This window comes from Streptomyces sp. TN58 (assembly GCF_001941845.1).
In the GTDB taxonomy this organism is placed as follows: Bacteria; Actinomycetota; Actinomycetes; order Streptomycetales; family Streptomycetaceae; genus Streptomyces.
In genome coordinates this window covers 5,552,966-5,573,665 of record NZ_CP018870.1, presented here as the reverse complement: position 1 = coordinate 5,573,665, position 20,700 = coordinate 5,552,966, and the positions used below count along the sequence as shown (strand labels likewise).

Sequence of the window (20,700 nt, the reverse complement as noted above, 5' to 3'; positions counted from 1 at the left end):
TTCGTGGGGGTCTGATGGGATCGGTGCGAGGTCTCATCGGATGCCGTCCAGTCGCCAGCGCGGCGCGGTCTCGCCGTCACCCAGCCGTACGACGACCTTCGACGGCAGCGGGGCGTCGTGGAACGGCGACTCGTTGGAGTCCATCTGGTAGCCGGCGGTGTTGAGGTAGACCAGGTGGTCACCGCGCCGCACGGGCTGCGGGAAGCCGATCTTCCGCCAGGTCAACATGTCGCTCTCCAGGCAGGTCGAACCCGCGACACACGCCGGGAACAGCTCGTCGGCGGTCGGCTGGACGGACATCAGCAGCGGGTCGGGGAGGTAGTCACTGTTGAACCACTGCTCGGAGAGGCTGAAGCTGCTGCCGGCGACGGTGACGATCGCGTACCCGTCGGACTTCCGCCGGTCGTCGACCTGTTGTACGCGGAACAGGGTGAAGCCGGCCTGGTCCAGCAACGCCCGGCCGGGCTCCACGACGAACCGGATGCCGTGACGCCTCGCCTTCGCGGCCAGGCTCTCGCCACCGTCGACCGGGTGCCTCATGATCGCGTGGGCCGTCTGATCGGCGGCCTGGCCGCCGTACGGGTAGAAGTCCTCGAAGTCCTTGGCCGCGTGGTAGTGGGTCGGATCGTTCTGCGCGAGGAACTCGTTCCAGATCCGCGGCTCGACATAGCGAACCGGCAAGCCACCGCCGATGTCGACCAGTTCGGCAGTCATCAGGCCGTACCGCCGGGCGTCGAGGCAGTGCTCGATCATCTCGTTCGCGGCCCTCGCGCGTTCCGCGCCGGAGTAGCCGTTGAGGTGGAACGAGAAGCCTCGAAGGCCTATGTGGTCCGCGAGTTCCGCGCACAGACCGACGGCGGTCCCACGCTCGGCGGCGGACATCCCGAAGCGGCTTCCTGGTTGGCCGACGGTCCGGGACCGCAGCAGCACGGTGGCCTGTCGCCGCGCGAGCCGGGCGGTCGCGGCGAGTCGGCGGAGCTCGCTGATCGAGTCGACGGCGACCAGGCAGCCGTGCTGAACGGCGATGGCGTGCAGCGTGTCGTCCTTCTCCGGTCCGGATACTCCGATCCGGTGTCCGGGCACGCCACCGGCCAACGCCTTGACCAGTTCGGGGGTACTGGCGACATCGACTCCCACACCCAGGGTGGCGGCAGAACTGGCGTAGCAGTCAGCCTTGTTCGCCTTCTTGGCGAAGAGGATGTCGACGTCGGCGCCCGCGTCGGCGAACGCCCGGCGGAGTCTGACGACGTTCTCCTCGAAGATCTCGGGGAGCGCGACATGCAGAGGTGACCCCAGGCCGTCGAGAAGGTCGGCCAGCAGGACACGGTGATCCGCCAGCAGCGCGGAGACCGTGGGATGTCGAAGTGCGGGGAGCGCGAAGGGCCGGACTCCGGCCAACGGGCGCTCCGGCAACCGTCGTGAGATGAGCACCCGGCATTCTTATACGACTATGACACTCATTTTCAATAGCGGCTCGCAAAGGGCGCCGCGCAAGGGAGGGACAGACAGTGAGGAGTTGCTACATATCGGGCATTGTGCCCAGCGAGTCCACCGAGCTGCGCCGCGAGCAGGTCAACGCAGGGCGCCTCCGAGGGCGAGAAGCTCGTCACGGTTCCGCCCGGTCCAGCCAGCCGGACTTGAGGGCTGGGCTGGGCTCGCCTCGCAGATCCAGGCCCTGAACGGACCGCCCTCTCCCCGGTGCCACCGAGCTGCCCGAGCCACGGAGTTCCGACCACACCCGGCACGGCACCGTTGATCCATTGACCCCGGGCTGCCGCGGCGGGTACGTCCAAGAGCCCGTTCTCGGGAGCGGGCCGGACCAGAGACTGGGTCGGAGGCTCTCTTCGGGCCGGTCATGGCCCGCTGGTGGACCGAGGCGGCGCTGTTGCGACGGCCGGCGCCGCAGCCCGCGTGCTGAGGCGGCGGCCGGCGTCACTCGGCTGGTCAGCCGCGAGAGAATGTGCTCAGGTCCGCGGCGAGTGAGGCGATGGCCGCGGGATTGCGCGGGCTTTCCACCAGCTCCGCGTAGTCGAGGACGACGATCCGGTCGTTCTTGACGGCCGAGACGCCGGCGAGCGGCGGATAGGACTTCAGAAACTTCCGCTTCTGGTCCGCGGTGGTGTCACCGTAATCGTTGATCACGATCACCTCAGGGTCACGCTCGACCACGGTCTCCCAGCCCACCGTCGCCCAGCTGTCCTTGAGGTCCTTCATGACGTGATCGCCACCCGCCCTCGTGATGATGTCGTGCGGCCCGGCGTACAGACCCGAGGTCAGCGGCTTGTCCTGCCCGTCGTCGTAGAGGAAGACGCGCGGACGGTCAGCGCCCTTCAGGGCCTTCGCCTCCGCTTCGGCCACCTGCTTCTCAAAGCCCGCGACGAGGGCCTCCGCCCGGTCGTCGACATCGAAGATCTTTCCCAGGTTCCGCAAATCGGTGTACAGCGCTTCGAGCGGCGGCATCACCCCGCGCGCCTTTCCCTGCCCGTTACGGCACGACTCGCTCAGCAGATACGAGTCGATGCCCACCTTCTCCAACTCGGCGGGGCTGAAGCCCTCCCCCTCGTTGAAGCCGTAGTTCCAGCCCGCGAACACCAGATCGGCGCGGGCGTCGAGGACCAGCTCCTTGTTGATCGTCTTCTTCGAGAGCCACTTCGTCTTCTGGTAAGCGTCCTTCCAGGGAACGGATGCGAGATCGCCCCTGTCGTCGGGCATCACATAGCCCGCCATACGGTCCTCTAGTCCGAGCGCGAACATGATCTCGGTAATACCGACGTCATTGGTCACCACGCGCTGGGGGGCCTTGTCATAGCTCTTCTTCTGGCCGCAGTTCTCGATGGTCACCGGATATCGGCCGCCGCCTGCCTTGGCATCGCCACCCTCTCCTTCCCGAGACGTGACCTCCGCGCCGCATCCGGTGAGCATCAGGGCGGCGGCGAGTGCGAGTGCGGCGGGGCGTACCAGGTTCGGCATGATGGCCATGACTCCTCAGAAAGCGGACTGATCGGGCAGGAGACGGTCGAAGAGCAGCTGTACGGCGCCGGACTCCGGATGCGGTACCCGGTGGGCCCGTACGCCGAAGACCTCGGCCAGCAACTCGGGCGTGAGCACGTCGTGCGGAGCGCCGGAGGCGACGATCCGGCCGCTGTCGATGACGTGGAGAAGGTCGCAGTGGAGCGCGGCGAGGTTGAGGTCGTGCAGCGCGGTGAGCACCGTCAGCCCACTGCCGCGCACCAGAGCCAGCACTTCCAACTGCTGAGCGATGTCGAGGTGGTTGGTCGGCTCGTCGAGCACCAGTACCCGGGGCTGCTGCGCGAGGGCGCGGGCGATCAGGACCCGTTGCTTCTCGCCGCCGGAGAGGGTGAGGAAGCCGCGGTCGGCGAGGTGGCCGGCGCCGACCCTCGCCAGCGCGGCCTCGCACGCCTTCCGGTCCTCGTCGGTTGCCCGGGCCATGGACCGCTGGTGCGGCAGGCGCCCCATCGCCACGACCTCGGCGACGGTGAAGTCGAACTCGGTGACCGCCTCCTGGGGCAGGGCGGCCAGCCGACGGGCGCCCTCGCGCGCACTCAGGGAGTGCAGGTCCTCACCGCCGAGCAGGACCGTACCGGCCGAGGGGCGCAGGGCCCGGTAGACGCAGCGCAACAGCGTGGACTTGCCGCTGCCGTTGGGCCCGACGAGCCCGACGACCTGCCCTTCGTCCGCGCGGAGCGTGACCTCCCGTACCAGCCGCGCGCCGGCGACCTCGACCGTCAGTGCGTCGATGTCGATCCGCATCACGCGCCTCCGAAGGTGTAGGAGCGGCGGCGCATCAGCAGGACGAAGCACGGCACGCCGATGGCGGCGGTCAGCACGCCCACCGGCAGCTCGACGGGCGCGAGCACCACCCGGGACAGGATGTCCACCCAGATCAGCAGGACGGCGCCCGCGAGGGGGGCGACGGCCAGCAGCCGGCGGTGGTCCGCGCCGACCAGCATCCGTGCGGCGTGCGGGACCATCAGGCCGACGAAACCGATCGCTCCGCTCACCGCGACCACGGTCCCCGTGACGGCGGCGCAGACCAGGAACAGCTCCTTGCGCAGCCTCCCCGCGTCCACCCCCAGGGCGGCCGCGGTCTCGTCACCCATCGCCAGGGCGTTCAGGCGACGCGCCGACACGGTGAGGTGGGCGAGGCCGAGGAGCACGGCTCCCGCGGCGATGGGAACGGAGGCCCAGCTGGCTCCGCCGAGGCTGCCGAGCAGCCACATCATCGCGGAGCGGGCCGCCTCGCCGCGCTCGGCCGCGAACACCATGAAGGTGGTGACGGCCGAGAAGCCGTAGTACATCGCGGTGCCCGTCAGGACGAGCCGCAGCGGGGTCAGACCATCAGCGGTGTGGGCGATCGCGTACACCAGCGCCATGGCGAGGAGCGCGGAGAGGAAGGCCGCCGTGGACAGGGCCCACAGGCCGAGAGCGCCGAAGGCTCCGAAGAGGAGGACGGCATTGGCGCCGACGGCCGCGCCCGAGGATATGCCCAGGACGAACGGGTCGGCGAGGGCGTTACGGACCATGGCCTGCACGGCCACCCCGATCGCCGACAGGCCGGCTCCGACGACCGCGGCCAGCACCGCTCTCGGAAAGCGCAGCTCCCACACGATCGTGTAAGCCGGGACTTCGTCATGCGCTATGGAACCGCCGGTCAGCCCCGCCCACAGAAAACGCAGCACCTCGCCCCAGGACAGTCCCGACGCCCCCAGCCCCGCCCCACAAACGATGGAGAGCACAAGCGCGAAGCACAGGGTGGCGAAGAGCAGGGGCAGGGATACGCGCTTGGGCGGCGCAGGGCCGACGCCGGTAGGCGCTGTGTGAGGTGGCGCGGCTGGTTCGAGTTCCAGGGGTGTGGCCACGGGCGGATCGCCTTCGCCTCAAGCCGTGCCTGCATGAGCACAGGAGCGGCCCGGGACGCGGGGCGCCCTGCGCAGCGCCTTCTCGCAGTCCACGGCGAATTGACAGGAGCCTTCGTCGCCGCGGGTAATCGGGCTCACGGAGCCGCGTGTGCGCCTCCGTCTACCGTTGCGGGTCAGCGCCGGACTTCGACCGGACTTCCCCCGTGGGACGGGTTGCAGCATAGCCTGCACGCGAGGCGCCTTCGCTACCGAACCGCAGATCGGGGGGTGGGGTGTGTCTGGCAGGCGGCAGGATCGAAGGCTTGGGACGCCCAACTGCTTCTGAGCACAGGAAGCGGCATGGCGCCACGCCGTTGACTCAGCACGGACCGGGCCCGTTCCGTAGCGCTCGCCGCGCCGGTCGGACAGCCCCGGCGACGACCTGTGGGAGCGGGTGGCGCCGCTGTAGCCCGCTCCCGCAACGGCACCGTCGCCAACCCAAGCGGCTGTGCGTTCCCGACTGAGTGGCGCTCTCCGCGGGTGGGCTCATTTCCAGACGGCGAACGCCTGGTCGTCGCTGCGCCGCAGAAGGCCGCCCTTTACCCACTCGACCTTCTCGGGCGCCGCGTTGGAGCCCGAGGCGGAGAGGTAGACCGTGCATGCCTCGTAACTCTCGCCGGCCGCGGCTTGCTTGAACTCGCTGAAGTTGTGTTCGTCGAGGCACTTGTCGAACTTCGGAGCGTCCTTGTAGCTGAGCTTCCCGTCCGTGCCCACGATGGGTTCCGGGAAGGCGCTCATGATGTTCAACCGGGTCAACAGGGCACCGTCCGCCGTGACGTCGAAGGAGGGTCCGTTCACATCGCCGGCGTCGGTCTTGGTCACGCGGTAATGGACGTAGTACGGCGTACGGCCTTGATATTTGGCTGCCTCCTTGAGCACGGACAGGTCGCCGGAGGTCCCGGCGACCACGCGCAACACGCTGACCTCAAGGTTGTCCTTCTTCGCCGTGGCACCGTAAGACAGCTCCTGGGCGCCGGAGCATCCGGTGAGTGCGAATGTGGCGGCGGCGAGGACGGCGAGTACCGTACGAGTGTGCAAGGTTCCCCCTGTGTTACTGATCGAAAGTTTCGCGGGCGGTGGGCGGTCAGGACATGCCGAAGAGGACGCGCCGCGCGTCGGACTGATGAGGGAGCGGGTCGCGGACGGGTCATGCCGTGATCTCCCGAAGTGCGATCAAGCCAGCACGACAAGTCCGGCTTCCGCGATGTCCACGTCTCTGATCGGCCGGCCCTCCTCCCTGTGTGGGCGCTCGTAAGAACGTGCTGCTCTACGGGTTGCTTGTCACCTCGAAGCCCGAGCCGTAGACGTCGGCGGGATCGGCGGTGTCACGGGCGCGCAGGTCGGCGAGGATGTTGGCCGAGCTGGTGTACACGTAGGGGGGAATGCCGAGGATGATGCCCTTGGTTATGCCCGCCCAGGGGCCCTCCGCCTGGAATCCATTGGCCTCAGAGGGGTACGCGGTGCCCGGTACGTGCCAGATGGCCGGGCCGCCGGAGTCGCCACCCTTGTGCTTGGCGTGCGACTGGTAGATGCCGCTGCTGCTGTTGGTGATCCGCCCGTACCAGACGCCCAGTTGCCCGGACACCACGAGTTCGTTGTTGTTGAACAGAGCGGCGCCGAGGAGACGCTCGTCGTCGCGGGCGGGCGACAGGGCGTTCGGGCTGGCCTTGCCGCCGGGGACCTCCAGTTCGTCGGTCTGCTTCAGATGCGGCCCCTGTGATGAGAGTGCCACTCCATCGACCAGTTCGATGATCATGTAGTCCTTGGTCAGGTGTCCGGTCATCGAACCCTCGGGGTCCTTGAAATAGCGCACGTACCCGATCGGGCCGGCGGCGATGTCCTGCCGGTGGTAGACGGGGGCGATGTTCTCGTGGATCTCGCGGTCCGCATAGCGCGGGTCGTTGATGCAGTGGCCCGCGGATATGGCGATCTTCCGCCCGTAGTCGTCCTTGCCGACCGCTCCCACGGTGCAGAAGGCGTCGGGCATGGCCGGGTTGAAGGCGATCTGCATGCCGTTGTGCACGCGCTTGCCGGAAACGCGGTCCTCCGGCGCGGTGTCGGCGGCGGAGGCGGTGCCGGCGCCGAGGGTCCCGGCGAGTGCCAGGGTCATGGTGAGTGTGCTGAGTCGTCGGAACATGCGTGCTTCCTGTCTGTCGGGGTGGCTGTTCGTGCCTCGTCCGCCATGCCCTTGGCGGGGTGTCGATCGACGCGATGTGGATCACGGCTGAGGCGCCCCGCCGCGGTGCCGTAGGGCGCGGCTAGGGGTTGATGCCGTCGAACTGCAGGACCCGGTAGGGCGGTTGGTGCAGGACGCCGGGCCACTGGGAGACGATGAGGGTGAGCGAGGTCGCACTCGCGCTGCCCGGGTGGATGTAGCCGCCGTACAGGTAGGGGATCTGCGGCTTGCCCCAGTGGTTCGCCGGCCAGCGGTTGTCCCCGACGATCTGCGGCTTGGGTGCGGTCCACACGGCGTCGGGACGCGACGCGGACCGGGTGCTGATGGAGTAGTCGGTGACGTCGAAGTAGCTCATGCAGTACCGGCCCCCGATCCGCTTGACCGAGAACTCGCCGATGTGGTTGCCGGTCAGGATCGGCGAGGGCCCGACGGCGTTGGTCCACTGCCAGCGACCTTCGTGGTGTGCCCAGTTCTGCTGGGCGCCGAAGTTCCCCGCCCGGAAGTCGTCGGGGCGGATCCGGAAGAGTTGGATGGCCCCACCGTCGGCGGTGTTGCGGTGTGTCCCGTTCCAGCGCTTGGAGAAGATGTAGAGCCAGCCGTCGGGGTCGATGCCCGCGAAGGACCACATCCCGTACATGGACTGGTTCACGCCCTGCATGTCACCCGCCCAGTGGTACGGGTAGTCGTGCCAGGTGACGCCGTGGTCGTCCGAGTAGGCGACGCCGGACATCACCGAGCCGTCGTAGCCCGCGGGCGGCTCCCACGTGCCGACCGAGGTGTACTGGATGTACGTGCGTCCGCCGAACTCGATGCAATCGTTGGGGATGCGGCTCACCTCGAAGCCGAACCCGTTGTCCGCGTTGGTCCGGTAGTCGAACAGTTGCCGGGCCTGGCCGCCCGTGGGCAATGCCCAGGTGAACGAGATGGGGGTCGCGCCGGAGGCGTCGAACCCGCCCTGGCAAAGCATCAGCGGCGAGCCGAGGTAGTCGCCGTACTGCTGCATGCCGGACCATGTGTCGCCGAAGACGTAGCCCCAGGTGCCGTCGTGTTCGCGGTAGTACGGGATGGCGAGGTCGCTGGAGCCGATCCCCTGGGCGGCGGCCGAGTCCCCGGGCTCGTCGCACAGGGGGGTGCCGCGCTGTGCGGCCCAGGCGGGGGTGGCCGGGGCGACGGCGGCCAGGCCTGCGCCCAGGGCAAGGCCGCCGCCGGCCCTGAGGACGGTACGGCGAGAGAGGTGGGGTCGGCGGCCCGTGGGGGGCGATTCGGTCATGGTCGTTCCTCCGAGCAGAGGGGAAGGGGAGCAGATGGTGCCTGTGAGTGCGATGCGATGGGGTGTGCGCGGGCCCGGGGGGGCCTGGGCGTGCGTCAGCCCGCCGCGGCGAAGGCGGCTTCGAGGCCCGGAACGTAGTCGGCGAATGCCGGGGCCCAGCAACCGTAGTTGTGGCCGCCGTTGCAGCCCGGGGCCAATGAGGCGCCGTTGCCGTAGTTGACGAGGCGGCTGGGGACGCCGAGCTGGTCGAGGCGGGCCTTGACGGTCTTGGAGGCCGCCGCGGTGTGGACGTCGATGACATCGTTGTTGCCGGTGTAGAGGGTGATGCCGGTGCGGGACAGCCTGGCGAGGTTGGCAGGCGCGGCCGGGTCCACGGCCTTCCACACGCGGTCGGCGTTGAAAACCGGGTAGGGGGAGCCGAAGATGGCGTCGCTGTCGACGTAGGGACCGTAGCCGGTGCACTTGCCGGAGCCGGACGTGCTGGAGGAACTGCTCACGGCGCACCAGGCGCCGGTGAGGTTGAGCTCGGTGGCCAGGACGGCGGCGCGGACCTGCGGCATGCCGAAGTCGATTCCTCCGGAGAGCGCGGCGACGTGACCGAACAGGTCGGGGCGTGCCTCGGCGTAGTGGAGGGAGCCGTAGCCGCCCATGGACAGTCCGACGACGGCCCGGTGGTCCCGGTCGGTGCGGGTACGGAGGTTGGCGTCGATGAACGGGACGACCTGGGTGAGGTGGAAGGTCTCCCAGTTCGCGGCGCCTTCGGCGGTGTTCTGCATCTGCCAGTCGGCGTACCAGCCCTTCAACCCGCCGTCCGGCACCACGGTGATCATCGAGTCGGAGTGGAGTGCCGGGGCGGCCGCGACGTCGTCGACGGTGCCGCCGCCGCCGTGCAGGAAGTAGGTGACCGGCCACCGCCGTTCGGGGGCGGCGTCGTACCCGGCGGGAAGGAGAACGCGGATCTTGTGCTGCCCCGAGAGCTGCTTCGTGGTGACGGTGAGCGTGAAGTCCGTGGGGCTGTGCACCTCGGTGGCCCCGGGGAGCACGGTCAGCCCGTGCCCGTCGGTGAAGACGGGGAGAGCGGCGACGGCAGGGGGGCCGGTGACCGCGGGCGCGGTCCTCAGGGTGTCGGCGTGCGCCGTGGCGGCGCCCGTGAGGGCGGCAAGCGCGAGGGCGACGCCTGCGGTGGTGCGGCGGAGGGACATCATCGGGAACCCTTCGTCGAGGGGTGTGCCCGCGGCACGGTGAGGTGCGGCGGACCGGACGCCCCGATGTTGGTCTCCCGTGCCCTTCGACGGACAGGCCGTGCCACCGGCCATATGTGACCGGCATTCACCGGAGTGGGCCATCCCTGCCCCGACCGGTCGTCCCGACGGTCGTCTGGTGTCGCACGCCCGTGGTCAGGAGGCGTCGGCGCCAGTCCGTGGGGACGGAAGGGTGACCGGTGCGAAGGCGGTGTCCTGTCGGCGGAACGCGCTCCCGAGGTGATGCTGCAACCGGACGTGGCGGAACTGGTACACGGCGCCGGTCTGCCGAAGTACTCCGCGGTGGTAGGCATCCTCCAGGAAGGCGACGAGATCCCAGGGGAGCCTCCCGGTCAGCGGCAGCCAGACTCGGGCGAACACGAACCACTGCCCCCATGCGGTGAAAGCGAGCACGTAGGACCCCGCGCCTCCGAGTCCGCCGATCGATCCGATGAACAGGCTGTCCGGCATTGCCCAGTTGAGCCGGCCCAGTGACCCCTGGAGCAGCAGGACGAGCAGGTACCCGCCGAAGGCGATGGCCACTGTGAGCGCGGTGGCCAGGACGAGGAACTGCCGGCCCACCGTCGTGCGGTTGGACGCCAGCGCACTGACCGGGGTAGCCGCGGCGGTGACGTCCACGGGCGCCTCCAGCGCGGCAATGAGCCCGAAGACGAGGCCGGCGGCCGAGCCGAAGGTCAGCCCCAGGAACAGCATGTTGATCAGAGTGCCCTCGATGACCCGGGGCTCCGCGAGCGGGATCCCCGAGTACAGAGAGCGCTCAAGGGCGAGCGCGCAGGCACAGCCGATGCCCATGACGCTCCCGCCGAACATACCGTGCCCGAATCGGACGATGAAGGTGCGCAGGGGACTGCGGCCGAGCCGGTCGTGGGCGGCCCGCAGCGTCACTCGGATGCGGGCCGGTTCAAAGTCCGTCCGGAGCCCGGACCTGTCCATGAGCGCATAGACGGACCCGAAGGCGAGTCCCGCAACCGGGCCCATGAGAGCGCCCTGCAGCAGGAGTTCACCGATGCCGAGCGGGGTCAGCAGCAGGCCGATCAGCCAGTCGGCCAGGGTGACGCTCAGAGCGGTGGCCAAGGCGATGACGAGGGTGCGGGTCGCACGGGACAGTGAGTCGCCGACGTGCCACCACGCGAGGTCGTGCCGGTCGCGGTCGAGACCGACCAGGTGGTGGGCGAGGTAGCCGAGCCAGCGCTCGGCACGTGCGGAGTCCCAGCCCGGGCTCCTGGGCCGCCGGCCCCCGGCATCCCGTTCGGGGGCGCGGTGGCGGTAGACGGCGGGCACGAAGCCGGCCAGCAGGTGTTCCTCCAGCGCCTTCGCCGTGGGGAAACGGGCGGCGTCGAGGAGTTCGGAGGGATCCCGGCCCGGCATCTCGCCGTAGAGCGTGCGGGCGAGGATAACCATGAGCGGGGTGGTCAGTACCGTGGCGAGGTTCGCGCCCGCGGGGGTGCCCCGTGTGCGCAGTTCTTCGAGGACCGTGTCCCATACATCCCCGGCACCGCCGGTACCTGCTGTGACGTGTGTGTCGCCTGCGATCGTCCGGACGGTACGGGGCAGGTACCCGGCGAGGTCGTCCGGAGTGAGGTCGACGAGTTCGATGGCCGCCGCCCAGACGAGCGGCGCATGTGCCGCCTGGACGGCTTGGGCGTACTCGTCGCGCCGGCTGGTGAGGACGAGTGGTGACGAGGTGGTGTTGAGCGCGTCCAGGGCCGCCCCCCGCAGGCCCTCGGCGATCTCGTCGAAGCCGTCGAGGACGGGGAGGACGAGATCGGCGTCGACGAGGGCCGCGGCGAGCGTCGTCCCGTAGGGGCCGCGACGAGCCAGATGCGGGTGGTCGCGCAGCAGGCGGCCGATCAGCCAGTCCCGCAGTGCGGTGGCGGTCGGGTCCCACGAGCTGATGCTGAAGATGACCGGCACGCGGCCGTGTGTGGCCGGTGCCTCCAGGAGGTCCAGGGTGAGTCTGATGGTGAGGACGGACTTCCCGGAGCCGGCCCGGCCGAGGATCGTCAGTCGTCCCGAGGGGATCCTGCAATAGACGTCGAGGACGCCACCCAGGTCACCGTTCACGTTCACCTCCCGGGGTGTCCCCCCTGGGCCGAGGCGCTGAATGTTCTCCGGCCGGTCGGTCAGACCGGCAGGTGCCGGCTCCCACCTGACGGGAAGGGGGAAGGGGTCGTGGACCCGGCGCTGCCCCTCCTCGCGACGCCAGCGGCGCCGGACCTCCATCGCGAGCTCGCGTACGGCGTCGGCGAGTACGGGGTGTACGGGGGACGGGGCGGGAGCCGCTGACGCAGTCGCGGAAGCAGCGGGCCCTGGCAGCCCGTCACCGGGCGGCCGACCTGGTTCGGCGATGGAGGCGACCACCCCGTAAGGGTGTCCGGGCACGCGATCGGGGTCCTGCGGAGGCCGGCTTCCGGGCTCACCGTGGGATTCGGACTCGGAGCGGGGCACGGAGCCGTCTGTCTGGGGCACCGCCTCGCCGCGCGGTCGGGCGATCACGGCCGCCAGGCGGCGACGGTCCTCCTCGCCGAGTTCAAGGGCGTCAGCGAGCAGATTGACCGTGCCCATCCGGTGGTTCGTGGATGTGCCGCTCTCCAGCCGGCGGATGGTACGCACGCTGACCCCGGACTGCTCGGCGACCTGTTCCTGCGTCAGTTGCGCCGCATCGCGCAGCGCGCGCAACAGCGTGCCGAGGTCATCGGTCACGGGGCAACTCCCTACTCGGCAGTACGGACGGCGGTGAGCCTACCGACAGCCACTGACCACCGGTCACGGATGGCCGGTTCTATGTCCTGTTCACTTCACATGACGAAGGTCACTGTCGTGGGTCCGGCGCACACACCGACGGCAGACGAGGAGTCCACGTGGTCTACCGCTACTGGTGCGGCGATTGCAGCTTCAAGACGCCCTGGCTGGGAGAGTCCGAGGGACTGCGCCAGCAGATCGAGCACTACGCCGGGAAGCACCCCGGGACGCCCCCCGGCGGTCAGATCGAGAGCCGCAGGAGGGACTCGGGCGGAGCCCGCGCGTGCCTCCAGCTCGCGGCCATCGCGCTCGTCCTGCTGGCCATCTTGGCCGCCTGCCGTCACTGACGCGCCACCCCTCGGCGTGCCGCGTCGCGACGGACGGGAGCGGTTGGTGGGCCCTCGGGGCAGGGCGGCAGCTGTGCGCCACACTCGTATCGCCCGCTCCAGCTTCTCCTACTGGCGCCGGCCGCCGCGGACCGGCCTGCGCGGCAGGCGGCCGCCGCCGGCTCGCCAGTCGGATACGGACCGTGCACCGGGAATTCGGACGGCGCCTACGGTGTAGCGCCCACCATGCACACTCGCCAAACCTGCAGGTCAGAGTCCCTTTTCGGCGGGCTCAAGGATCGCGACGCACTCGACGTGGTGGGTCATCGGGAAGAGGTCGAAGACGCGGAGGGTGCGGGGCTTGTAGCCGGCCTCCGCGAAGTAGGCCAGGTCGCGGGCCAGGGCCGCCGGGTCGCACGCGACGTACGCGATGCGGCGGGCCGAGAGGGACGCGACGTGGCGGACCGTCTGCTTGCCGGCGCCGGCGCGCGGGGGGTCCAGGACGACCAGGTCGCACTCCGTGATGCCGGTCTTGGGGAGGACCGTCTCGACCTTGCCCTGTTCGATGCGGACCCGGGGGAAGTCCGCCAGGTTGTGCCGGGCGTCCTCCACCGCGCGCTTCGTCGACTCGATGCCGAGCACGGCGCCCGTCTCGCCGAGGCGTTCGGCGAGGGCGCCGGCGAAGATGCCGACGCCGCAGTACAGGTCGAGGGCCATCTCGCCCTTGCGCGGCATCAGGCCCTGCATGACGGCCTTGATCAGGGTGTCCGCGGCCTGCGGGTGGACTTGCCAGAAGCCGCCCATGCCCACGCGGTACGTACGGCCGTCCGCGCGCTCCCGTACGAAGGGGCGGCCGTGGACCCGGTGGACCCCGCCGTCCTTCTCCTCCACGCGGAGGACGGAGACGGGCCGGTCGAGCTCGACCAGGGGGAGGCGGCCGCCGGGGCGCGGGGTGAGGACGACCTGGCGGTCCTGGGAGCCGGAGGCGGCGATGGCCTCGACCGTGGCCATCTGGGGCCAGTCCTGCTTCTCGATGCCCAGCTCGCTGACGCCCGGCGCCGCGATCATGCAGTGGTCGATCGGCTCGATCTCGTGCGAGCGGTGCCTGCGCAGGCCGACGGTGCCGTCCTCGTCGACGGCGTACTGCACGCGCGTGCGCCACTGCGGCACCTGGCCGGCCGGCAGCTTGTCGCCCTCGGCGGGCATGACGGTGCCGTCCCAGCCGGCCTCCTCGGCGGTGAGCCCGGCGAGCCGCTTCAGCTGCTCGGCGACGACCTCGCCCTTGAGCCGGCGCTGCGCGCCCGGCTTGGCGTGCTGCCAGTCGCAGCCGCCGCACTTGCCGGGGCCGGCGTACGGGCAGGGGGCCTCGACGCGGTCCTTGGAGGCTTCGAGCACGGTGATCGCGTCGGCGCGCAGGAAGCGGGAGTCGGCGTCGCCTTCGGTGACCTTCGCGATGACCCTCTCGCCGGGCAGGGTGTGGCGGACGAACAGGACCCGGCCCTCGGAGGTCCGGGCGATGCAGTGGCCGCCGTGCGCGACGGGGCCGACCTCGACCTCGTACTCCTCCCCTACCAGTGACTGCTTCTCGTTCTGCTCCGTCATGGCGGGGAGGCTCCAAGGATAGGAAAGACCAAAAAAAGTGAACGGCCGGACGACCGACCCACCAGTTTACGTGGATCTCGTCCGGCCGTTCACCAACCCGTCGGCCAGCCCGTTCGCCGGCCCGTTCAGCGCTTGTCGGTCGGCGCCTTCGGCGAGCGCGGGGTGTCGACCGGGCCGCGGCGGACCGAGCCCGGGGCGTTCCACTCCTGGCGCTTCTTGGCCCGCCGCTTGGCGAGCTCCGAGGATTCGAGCTGGTAGGGCACCGAGGTGACCATCACACCGGGGGTGAAGAGCAGCCGGCCCTTGAGGCGCAGCGCGCTCTGGTTGTGCAGCAGGTGCTCCCACCAGCGGCCGACGACGTACTCCGGGATGTACACGCTGACCGCGTCGCGCGGGTTCTCGCTGCGCAGGCCCTTGACGTACTCGACGACCGGGCGGGTGATCTCGCGGTACGGCGAGTCGAGGATCTTCAGCGGGACGTTGATCCGGCGCCGGTCCCACTCCTCGCGCAGGGCCTTGGTCTCGGCCGTGTCGACGCTGATGCTGACCGCTTCGAGGGTGTCGGAGCGGGTGAGCTTGGCGAAGGCGAGGGCGCGCAGGGTGGGCTTGTGCACCTTGGAGACCAGGACGATCGAGTGGACGCGGGAGGGGCGCACGCTGTCGTCGCTGGGTCCCTCGGCGGCGGCGATCTCGGCGGAGACGCGGTCGTAGTGCTTGCGGATCGCGGTCATCGTTCCGTAGAAGATCACCATGCCGAGCAGGGCGACCCAGGCGCCGTGGGTGAACTTGGTGGCCAGGACGACGACCAGGACCATGCCGGTGAAGAAGGCGCCGAAGGTGTTGATCGCCCGGGAGCGGTGCATGCGGCGGCGGGCGGCGGCGTCGCGCTCGGTCCTGAGGTGCCGGTTCCAGTGCCGGACCATGCCGATCTGGCTCAGCGTGAAGGAGACGAACACGCCGACGATGTACAGCTGGATCAGCTTGGTCGAGTCGGCGTCGTAGATCCAGACGAGCAGTATGGCGGCGCCGGCGAGGAGCACGATGCCGTTGGAGAAGGCGAGCCGGTCGCCGCGCGTGTGCAGCTGGCGCGGCAGGTAGCGGTCCTGCGCGAGGATCGAGCCGAGCAGCGGGAAGCCGTTGTACGCGGTGTTCGCGGCGAGGAAGAGGACGAGCGCGGTGGCCGTGGCCAGCAGGATGAACAGGATGCTGCCGCCGCCGAAGACGGCCTCGCCGACCTGGGAGATCACCGGGTCCTGGACGTATTCGGGGCCGACGGGGACACCGTCGTGCAGGAGGTCGACGGCCGGGTTCTCGGCCATCCGCACGTCGGTGGCCATGGCCAGGCCGATGATGCCGCAGAACATGGTGACGGCCAGGCCGCCCATGAGGGCGAGGGTGGTCGCGGCGTTCTTGCTCTTGGGCTTGCGGAAGGCGGGGACGCCGTTGCTGATGGCCTCGACGCCCGTGAGTGCCGCGCAGCCGGAGGAGAAGGCGCGCAGCAGCAGGAAGACCATCGCGAAGCCGGCGAGGCCCGTCTGCTCGGGTTCGATCTCGAAGTCCGCCGTCGGCGCCGACATGGTCTCGTCGAGGACGATGCCCTTCCAGGCACCCCAGGCGATCATGACGAAGACGGCGCCGACGAAGACATAGGTCGGGATCGCGAAGAGCTTGCCCGACTCCTTCACACCGCGCAGGTTCATCAGCGTGAGCAGAAGGATCATGACGATCGCCGAGAGCACCTTGTGCTCGATGACGAAGTGCACCGCGGAGCCGAGGTTCTCCACTCCGGAGGAGATCGACACGGCGACCGTGAGGACGTAGTCGACGAGCAGGGCGCTCGCCACGGTCAGGCCGGCCTGGGGGCCGAGGTTGGTGTTGGCCACCTCGTAGTCGCCGCCGCCGCTGGGGTAGGCGTGGACGTTCTGCCGGTAGGAGGCGACCACCGTGAACATCAGCACCACGACCGCGAGGGCGATCCAGGGGCTGTACTGGTACGCGGACACGCCCGCGATCGACAGGACCAGCAGGACCTCGCCCGGGGCGTATGCCACCGACGACAGAGGGTCGGACGCGAAGACGGGGAGCGCGACCCGCTTGGGAAGGAGGGTTTCCCCGAGGCGGTCGCTGCGTAGCGCCCGGCCGATCAGGATCCGTTTGGGCACGTCGGTCAGTTTGGACACGCAGAGGATCGTAAGCCTTCGAAATCGGACTGACGAACCCCCACCCCCTCATCCCGCAATCCCGCCGCATTTCCTCCCCGAGCGCACCACCAGGGCACCACGAACGCGCTGTCGGCGCACTGCGGACGTGGCGTCGCGGGCGGGCGCGAGTGCGCCACCGTCGCGCCGCCCGGGTGCGCGAATGCGCCACCGTCGCGCCGCCCGGGGGCGCGAATGCGCCACCGACGCGCCGCTCGTATGTGACGGACGTGCCCCGGATGCGCGGCCGGACGCGCCCCGTCCGGCTCGGCCGCGTCGCGAGAAGCGGGCAAGAGGCCGCACCCCTGACCGCCCGTGTGTAGCTTGGGCCATGGTCTGAGACCCTGTTAAACCAGAGATGCAATGAGGCTGGGAACCAGCGAGTCGCTGACAGCCGGAAGGACGGCCGTGCACATCGTCATCATGGGTTGCGGAAGAGTGGGCTCCGCCCTCGCGCAAACCCTGGAACAGCAGGGGCATACGGTCGCAGTCGTCGACCAGGACCCCACCGCATTCCGCCGGCTCGGCGCCGGTTTCGGCGGGCGCCGCGTCACCGGGGTCGGCTTCGACCAGGACACCCTGAGGGAGGCGGGAATCGAGGACGCGGGCGCGTTCGCCGCCGTCAGCAGTGGTGACAATTCCAACATCATCGCCGCACGGGTGGCCCGGGAGATGTTCGGCGTCGAGAACGTCGCCGCCCGCATCTACGACCCCAAGCGCGCCGAGGTCTACCAGCGCCTGGGCATCCCGACGGTCGCCACCGTGCGGTGGACCGCCGACCAGATGCTGCGCCGGCTGCTGCCGTCGGGCGCCGAGCCGCTGTGGCGGGACCCCAGCGGCGGCGTACAGCTCGCCGAGGTGCACACCTCGCCCGCGTGGATCGGCCACAAGGTCAGCAGGATCCAGGACGAGACCGGCGTACGCGTCGCGTTCCTCACCCGGCTCGGCGAGGCCATGCTGCCGACGTCGCAGACGGTGCTGCAGGAGGGCGACCTCGTCCACGTGATGATGCGCACGGACGAGATCGACAAGGTCGAGGCTGCCTTCTCCGAGGGGCCTGAGGAGGCACACGCATGAGGGTCGCCATCGCCGGGGCAGGCGCGGTGGGCCGCTCCATCGCGGGCGAACTGCTGGAGAACGGCCACGAGGTGCTGCTGGTCGACAAGGCGCCGACCGCCATCTCGGTGGAACGGGTGCCGCAGGCCGAGTGGCTGCTGGCCGACGCCTGCGAGATCACCTCGCTGGACGAGGCGGCGCTGCAGCGCTGCAACGTGGTCATCGCGGCGACCGGGGACGACAAGGTCAACCTCGTCGTCTCGCTGCTCGCCAAGACCGAGTACGGGGTTCCGCGGGTGGTGGCCCGCGTCAACAACCCGAAGAACGAATGGCTCTTCAACGAGTCGTGGGGCGTCGACGTCGCGGTCTCCACACCGCGCCTGATGTCGGCCCTGGTCGAGGAGGCCGTGAGCGTCGGCGACCTGGTGCGGCTGCTGCGCTTCAGCCACGGCGACGCCAACCTGGTGGAGCTGACCCTGCCGGCCGACTCCTCGGTCGCCGGGCGGCAGATCAGCGAGATCAACTGGCCCGAGGACACCTCGCTGGTGACGATCATCCGGGGCAACCGGGTGCTGACCCCGCACGGCGAGGAGACCCTGGAGCCGGGCGACGAGCTCCTCTTCGTGGCGGCCCAGGCCCGCGAGGAGCAGTTGGAGGATCTTCTCCAGGCCCGCCGCTAGTGCTATGGCCGGGAAGGTTTGCCGGGGCGCGGTGTCCGGTGCGGTGCATCGCAAGGCGGAGGGCCACGGCTCGTACCGGACGTACGTGCGTGGTCCGACAACACCGCGAGGTGCCGTGCCGGGCGCCGTGACCCGGTGAACCTTCCCGGCCGCAGCACTGGACCGGCGACACACACGACGGACGAAGGGGGCGAGCCCGGCGGGCGCGCCCCCTTTTCGTGCCTCCCCGCCGCGGCGCTGCGGAACAGCCGCGCCGCGGGCGGGGCCGGTCACACCTTGCGGTGCGACGGCGCCTTGCGGGCCTCCTCGGCGGCCTCCTTGGCCTCCCACTCCGCGATGACGTCGATCGGCGGCGGCGCCTTCGCCAGGAAGACCCAGGTGAAGTACACCGCGAGCACCATCGGCGGGAGCTTCAGCGCGATCAGTACCCAGCCGAGCTGCGTCGCGTCGCCCCACCAGTACAGCGGGAAGAGGATCGCGTACTTGGCGAGGAAGATGATCCCCCAGGCCAGACTGGCTTTCGTGTACGCCTTCTTGCGCCCCGGATTGCGGGTGCGCCAGGACAGGTTCTCCTTGAAGACCGGGCCGAGGATCACGCCCAGCAGCGGGAAGCCCACCAGCGCCGAGACCGTGAAGGCCACGCCCAGGCCGACGCCGTAGATCATGCCCGGCAGGTAGAAGCCCTTCGCGCTGCCCGTGAAGAGGGCGAAGGCCACGCCCACGCCCACGCCGAAGACCCCGCTGAAGGCGTGCTTCACCGTGTCCTTGCGCAGCAGCCGCACGATCACCAGCAGGACGGCGACCGCGCCCGCCGCGAGGGCGGACATCTTCACGTCCTTGTTGACCGTGTAGATCATGACGAAGAGCAGCCCGGGGAGCATCGTCTCGACGGTGCCCCGGACACCTCCGAACGCGTCGAAGAGCGCCGCCTGCGTCACGGCCTTCTGGTCAGCGGCATGGTCCGCCGACTGGCGCGCGGACTGGCCCACGGACTGGCCCGCGGACGGCTCGGCGCCGGGCTCCGGATTGGTCGGTTTGTCGAGTGACATCGCCGGTTACTGCTCCTGTCCGAGCGGTCGGAGTTCGTACTTCGGGTTGAACAGCACCCGACGGCCGTGGCTCAGCGAGATCCGCCCTGAGGCGATCATGCGTCGTCCGGGCTCGATTCCCACGATCGAGCGACGCCCGAGCCAGACGACGTCCAGTGCGCCGGAGCCGTCGAACAGCTCGGCCTCCAGGGCGGGGACGCCGGCGCGCGGGCGGAGGGTGACCGTGCGCAGGGTGCCGGTCACCTTGACTATCTGGCGGTCGTCGCAGTCGCAGATCCGCGTACAGCCCGCGGCTTCTGCGTCCTCCTGCAGCTCCGCGGAGTGCAGCTCCTCCTGCGAGGTGGACAGCCGCTCGATCATCCGGCGGAACCGGCCCGCCGGCCTGGCCGGCTTCGCTGGCTTCTCGGGACGCGGTTCAGCACTCATACCTGAAAGCCTACCGGCGCGCCGACCGCCTCCCGTAGCGGTGTCCCGTGCCCGGTTCGGTGGCGAGGGGGCGACGGGTGCCGCGCAGGCGGGGGCCACGCCTCAAGCAGCGGGGCGGACGAGGCGCGCAGAACGGCCGGTGGGCCCACCCGTCGGGGTGGGCCCACCGGCCGTCGACACCGCGTACCCCCGCGGTCCGGGGCGTCCGGGTCAGCGGACCTCGGTGATCTCCGGGCCCCGTTCCAGCTGGCCCATGCCGCCGCCGAAGCGGGAGCCTTCCTGGTCCTCCGTCTGCACGCCGTCCGGCACCATCTGGGCGTCGTTCGGCAGCTTCAGGACGATCGGGTCGCGCGGGGCCATCGGGCCGTCGCCGCGGACGACGACGGTGTCCCGGAAGATCTGCTCCAGCACGCCCGCCGACTCGGGGCGCACCGCGCCCTGGCCGGAGATGACGCCGCGCAGGAACCAGCGCGGACCGTCGACGCCGACGAAGCGGACCAGCTGGGCGCCGGTCTGCCCGTCCGGCAGCGGGACGGGCACCTGCGCGCGCAGCTCCCAGCCCAGCGGGCCCTGGACCTCGTCGATGATGCCGCCCTGCTGGGTGATGCCCGCGGCGATCTCGTCGCGGACCTCGCCCCAGATGCCCTCCTTCTTGGGCGCGGCGAAGGCCTGCAGCTGTACGGCACTGTCGCCCAGGACGACGGTGGCGGCCACGATGGCGTCCCCCGCGACCTCGACGCGCAGTTCCATGCCGTCGACACCGGGTACGAAGATGCCGCCCAGGTCGACCCGGCCGTCGGCCGGGCTACCGAGCACCTCGGAGATGTCCCAGGGGCCGTCCGGCCGCGGGGCCGGGGGCAGGTTGATCCGGCGCGGCGCCGCCTCTTCCGGCGCGTCCGCGTCGTCCTGCTCAGCGGCGGCGACGCCGTCTACGACCTGCTCGGCCGCGCCGCCGTCCTTGGCGGAGTCGTTCTTCTTGCGACGTCCGAACACG

17 protein-coding genes and 1 riboswitch are annotated in these 20,700 nt (G+C 70.2%); of the genes, 3 read left to right on the top strand and 14 right to left on the bottom strand.

What is annotated here, in order from left to right; translation table 11 throughout:
* Window positions 1-33: 33 nt before the first annotated feature.
* The 9 genes from BSL84_RS25405 to BSL84_RS25365 form a co-directional block, all read right to left on the bottom strand.
* Entirely contained in the window at window positions 34-1,431 is a 1,398-nt protein-coding gene (locus BSL84_RS25405; RefSeq protein WP_234363508.1) for an alanine racemase, read from the bottom strand.
* 513 nt (window positions 1,432-1,944) lie between these two features.
* Window positions 1,945-2,970, bottom strand: coding sequence for an ABC transporter substrate-binding protein (locus BSL84_RS25400; protein WP_075972225.1), 1,026 nt, complete (start codon window positions 2,968-2,970; stop codon window positions 1,945-1,947).
* Between the two features lie 15 nt (window positions 2,971-2,985).
* The gene (locus BSL84_RS25395; protein ID WP_075971178.1) at window positions 2,986-3,771 is read right to left on the bottom strand and encodes an ABC transporter ATP-binding protein; all 786 of its coding nucleotides are present in this window, start codon (window positions 3,769-3,771) and stop codon (window positions 2,986-2,988) included.
* Window positions 3,771-4,868 carry a FecCD family ABC transporter permease gene (locus BSL84_RS25390; protein ID WP_420718803.1) on the bottom strand — a complete coding sequence of 366 codons (1,098 nt, stop codon included), beginning with the start codon at window positions 4,866-4,868 and terminating at the stop codon, window positions 3,771-3,773. Before BSL84_RS25390 ends, BSL84_RS25395 begins: the two co-directional genes overlap by 1 nt.
* Window positions 4,869-4,981: 113 nt before the next feature.
* Window positions 4,982-5,116: riboswitch (cobalamin riboswitch) on the bottom strand.
* 289 nt (window positions 5,117-5,405) lie between these two features.
* A complete protein-coding gene (locus BSL84_RS25385) occupies window positions 5,406-5,957 on the bottom strand; it encodes a hypothetical protein (protein ID WP_045323431.1) in 552 nt (183 codons plus the stop codon).
* A 229-nt stretch (window positions 5,958-6,186) separates the two neighbouring features.
* The gene (locus BSL84_RS25380; RefSeq protein WP_030036020.1) at window positions 6,187-7,056 is read right to left on the bottom strand and encodes a hypothetical protein; all 870 of its coding nucleotides are present in this window, start codon (window positions 7,054-7,056) and stop codon (window positions 6,187-6,189) included.
* Between the two features lie 121 nt (window positions 7,057-7,177).
* Window positions 7,178-8,365, bottom strand: a complete 1,188-nt coding sequence (locus tag BSL84_RS25375) for a DUF4185 domain-containing protein (RefSeq protein WP_030036018.1) — start codon at window positions 8,363-8,365, stop codon at window positions 7,178-7,180.
* Window positions 8,366-8,460: 95 nt separating this feature from the next.
* The gene (locus BSL84_RS25370) at window positions 8,461-9,570 is read right to left on the bottom strand and encodes an alpha/beta hydrolase (protein ID WP_199838749.1); all 1,110 of its coding nucleotides are present in this window, start codon (window positions 9,568-9,570) and stop codon (window positions 8,461-8,463) included.
* Window positions 9,571-9,762: 192 nt separating this feature from the next.
* Window positions 9,763-12,330: an XRE family transcriptional regulator gene (locus tag BSL84_RS25365; RefSeq protein WP_075971176.1), complete on the bottom strand. Its 2,568-nt coding sequence runs from the start codon at window positions 12,328-12,330 to the stop codon at window positions 9,763-9,765.
* Between the two features lie 158 nt (window positions 12,331-12,488).
* On the opposite strand from BSL84_RS25365, the gene BSL84_RS25360 reads away from it, so the two are divergent.
* Window positions 12,489-12,716, top strand: a complete 228-nt coding sequence (locus BSL84_RS25360; protein ID WP_075971175.1) for a hypothetical protein — start codon at window positions 12,489-12,491, stop codon at window positions 12,714-12,716.
* A gap of 249 nt (window positions 12,717-12,965) precedes the next feature.
* Here BSL84_RS25360 and BSL84_RS25355 read toward each other — a convergent pair whose 3' ends face one another.
* Together BSL84_RS25355 and BSL84_RS25350 are read right to left on the bottom strand one after the other, a co-directional pair.
* Window positions 12,966-14,297, bottom strand: a complete 1,332-nt coding sequence (locus tag BSL84_RS25355; protein WP_075971174.1) for a class I SAM-dependent RNA methyltransferase — start codon at window positions 14,295-14,297, stop codon at window positions 12,966-12,968.
* A 125-nt stretch (window positions 14,298-14,422) separates the two neighbouring features.
* Window positions 14,423-16,477: an APC family permease gene (locus BSL84_RS25350; protein WP_030035923.1), complete on the bottom strand. Its 2,055-nt coding sequence runs from the start codon at window positions 16,475-16,477 to the stop codon at window positions 14,423-14,425.
* A gap of 426 nt (window positions 16,478-16,903) precedes the next feature.
* Between BSL84_RS25350 and BSL84_RS25345 the strand changes: the two genes are divergently transcribed.
* Window positions 16,904-17,572, top strand: a complete 669-nt coding sequence (locus BSL84_RS25345) for a potassium channel family protein (RefSeq protein WP_030035921.1) — start codon at window positions 16,904-16,906, stop codon at window positions 17,570-17,572.
* Window positions 17,569-18,231 carry a potassium channel family protein gene (locus BSL84_RS25340; protein ID WP_030035919.1) on the top strand — a complete coding sequence of 221 codons (663 nt, stop codon included), beginning with the start codon at window positions 17,569-17,571 and terminating at the stop codon, window positions 18,229-18,231. The genes BSL84_RS25345 and BSL84_RS25340 overlap by 4 nt, the downstream gene beginning before the upstream one ends.
* Window positions 18,232-18,500: 269 nt before the next feature.
* Here the strand turns inward: BSL84_RS25340 and BSL84_RS25335 are convergent, their stop codons facing one another.
* From BSL84_RS25335 to BSL84_RS25325, 3 genes are all read right to left on the bottom strand, one after another.
* Window positions 18,501-19,280: a DUF3159 domain-containing protein gene (locus tag BSL84_RS25335; RefSeq protein WP_079273289.1), complete on the bottom strand. Its 780-nt coding sequence runs from the start codon at window positions 19,278-19,280 to the stop codon at window positions 18,501-18,503.
* A 6-nt stretch (window positions 19,281-19,286) separates the two neighbouring features.
* On the bottom strand, window positions 19,287-19,706 hold the full coding sequence (locus BSL84_RS25330; RefSeq protein WP_075971173.1) for an OB-fold nucleic acid binding domain-containing protein: 420 nt from the start codon (window positions 19,704-19,706) through the stop codon (window positions 19,287-19,289).
* A gap of 210 nt (window positions 19,707-19,916) precedes the next feature.
* Window positions 19,917-20,699, bottom strand: a complete 783-nt coding sequence (locus tag BSL84_RS25325; RefSeq protein WP_030035913.1) for a DUF3710 domain-containing protein — start codon at window positions 20,697-20,699, stop codon at window positions 19,917-19,919.
* Window position 20,700 lies beyond the last annotated feature (1 nt).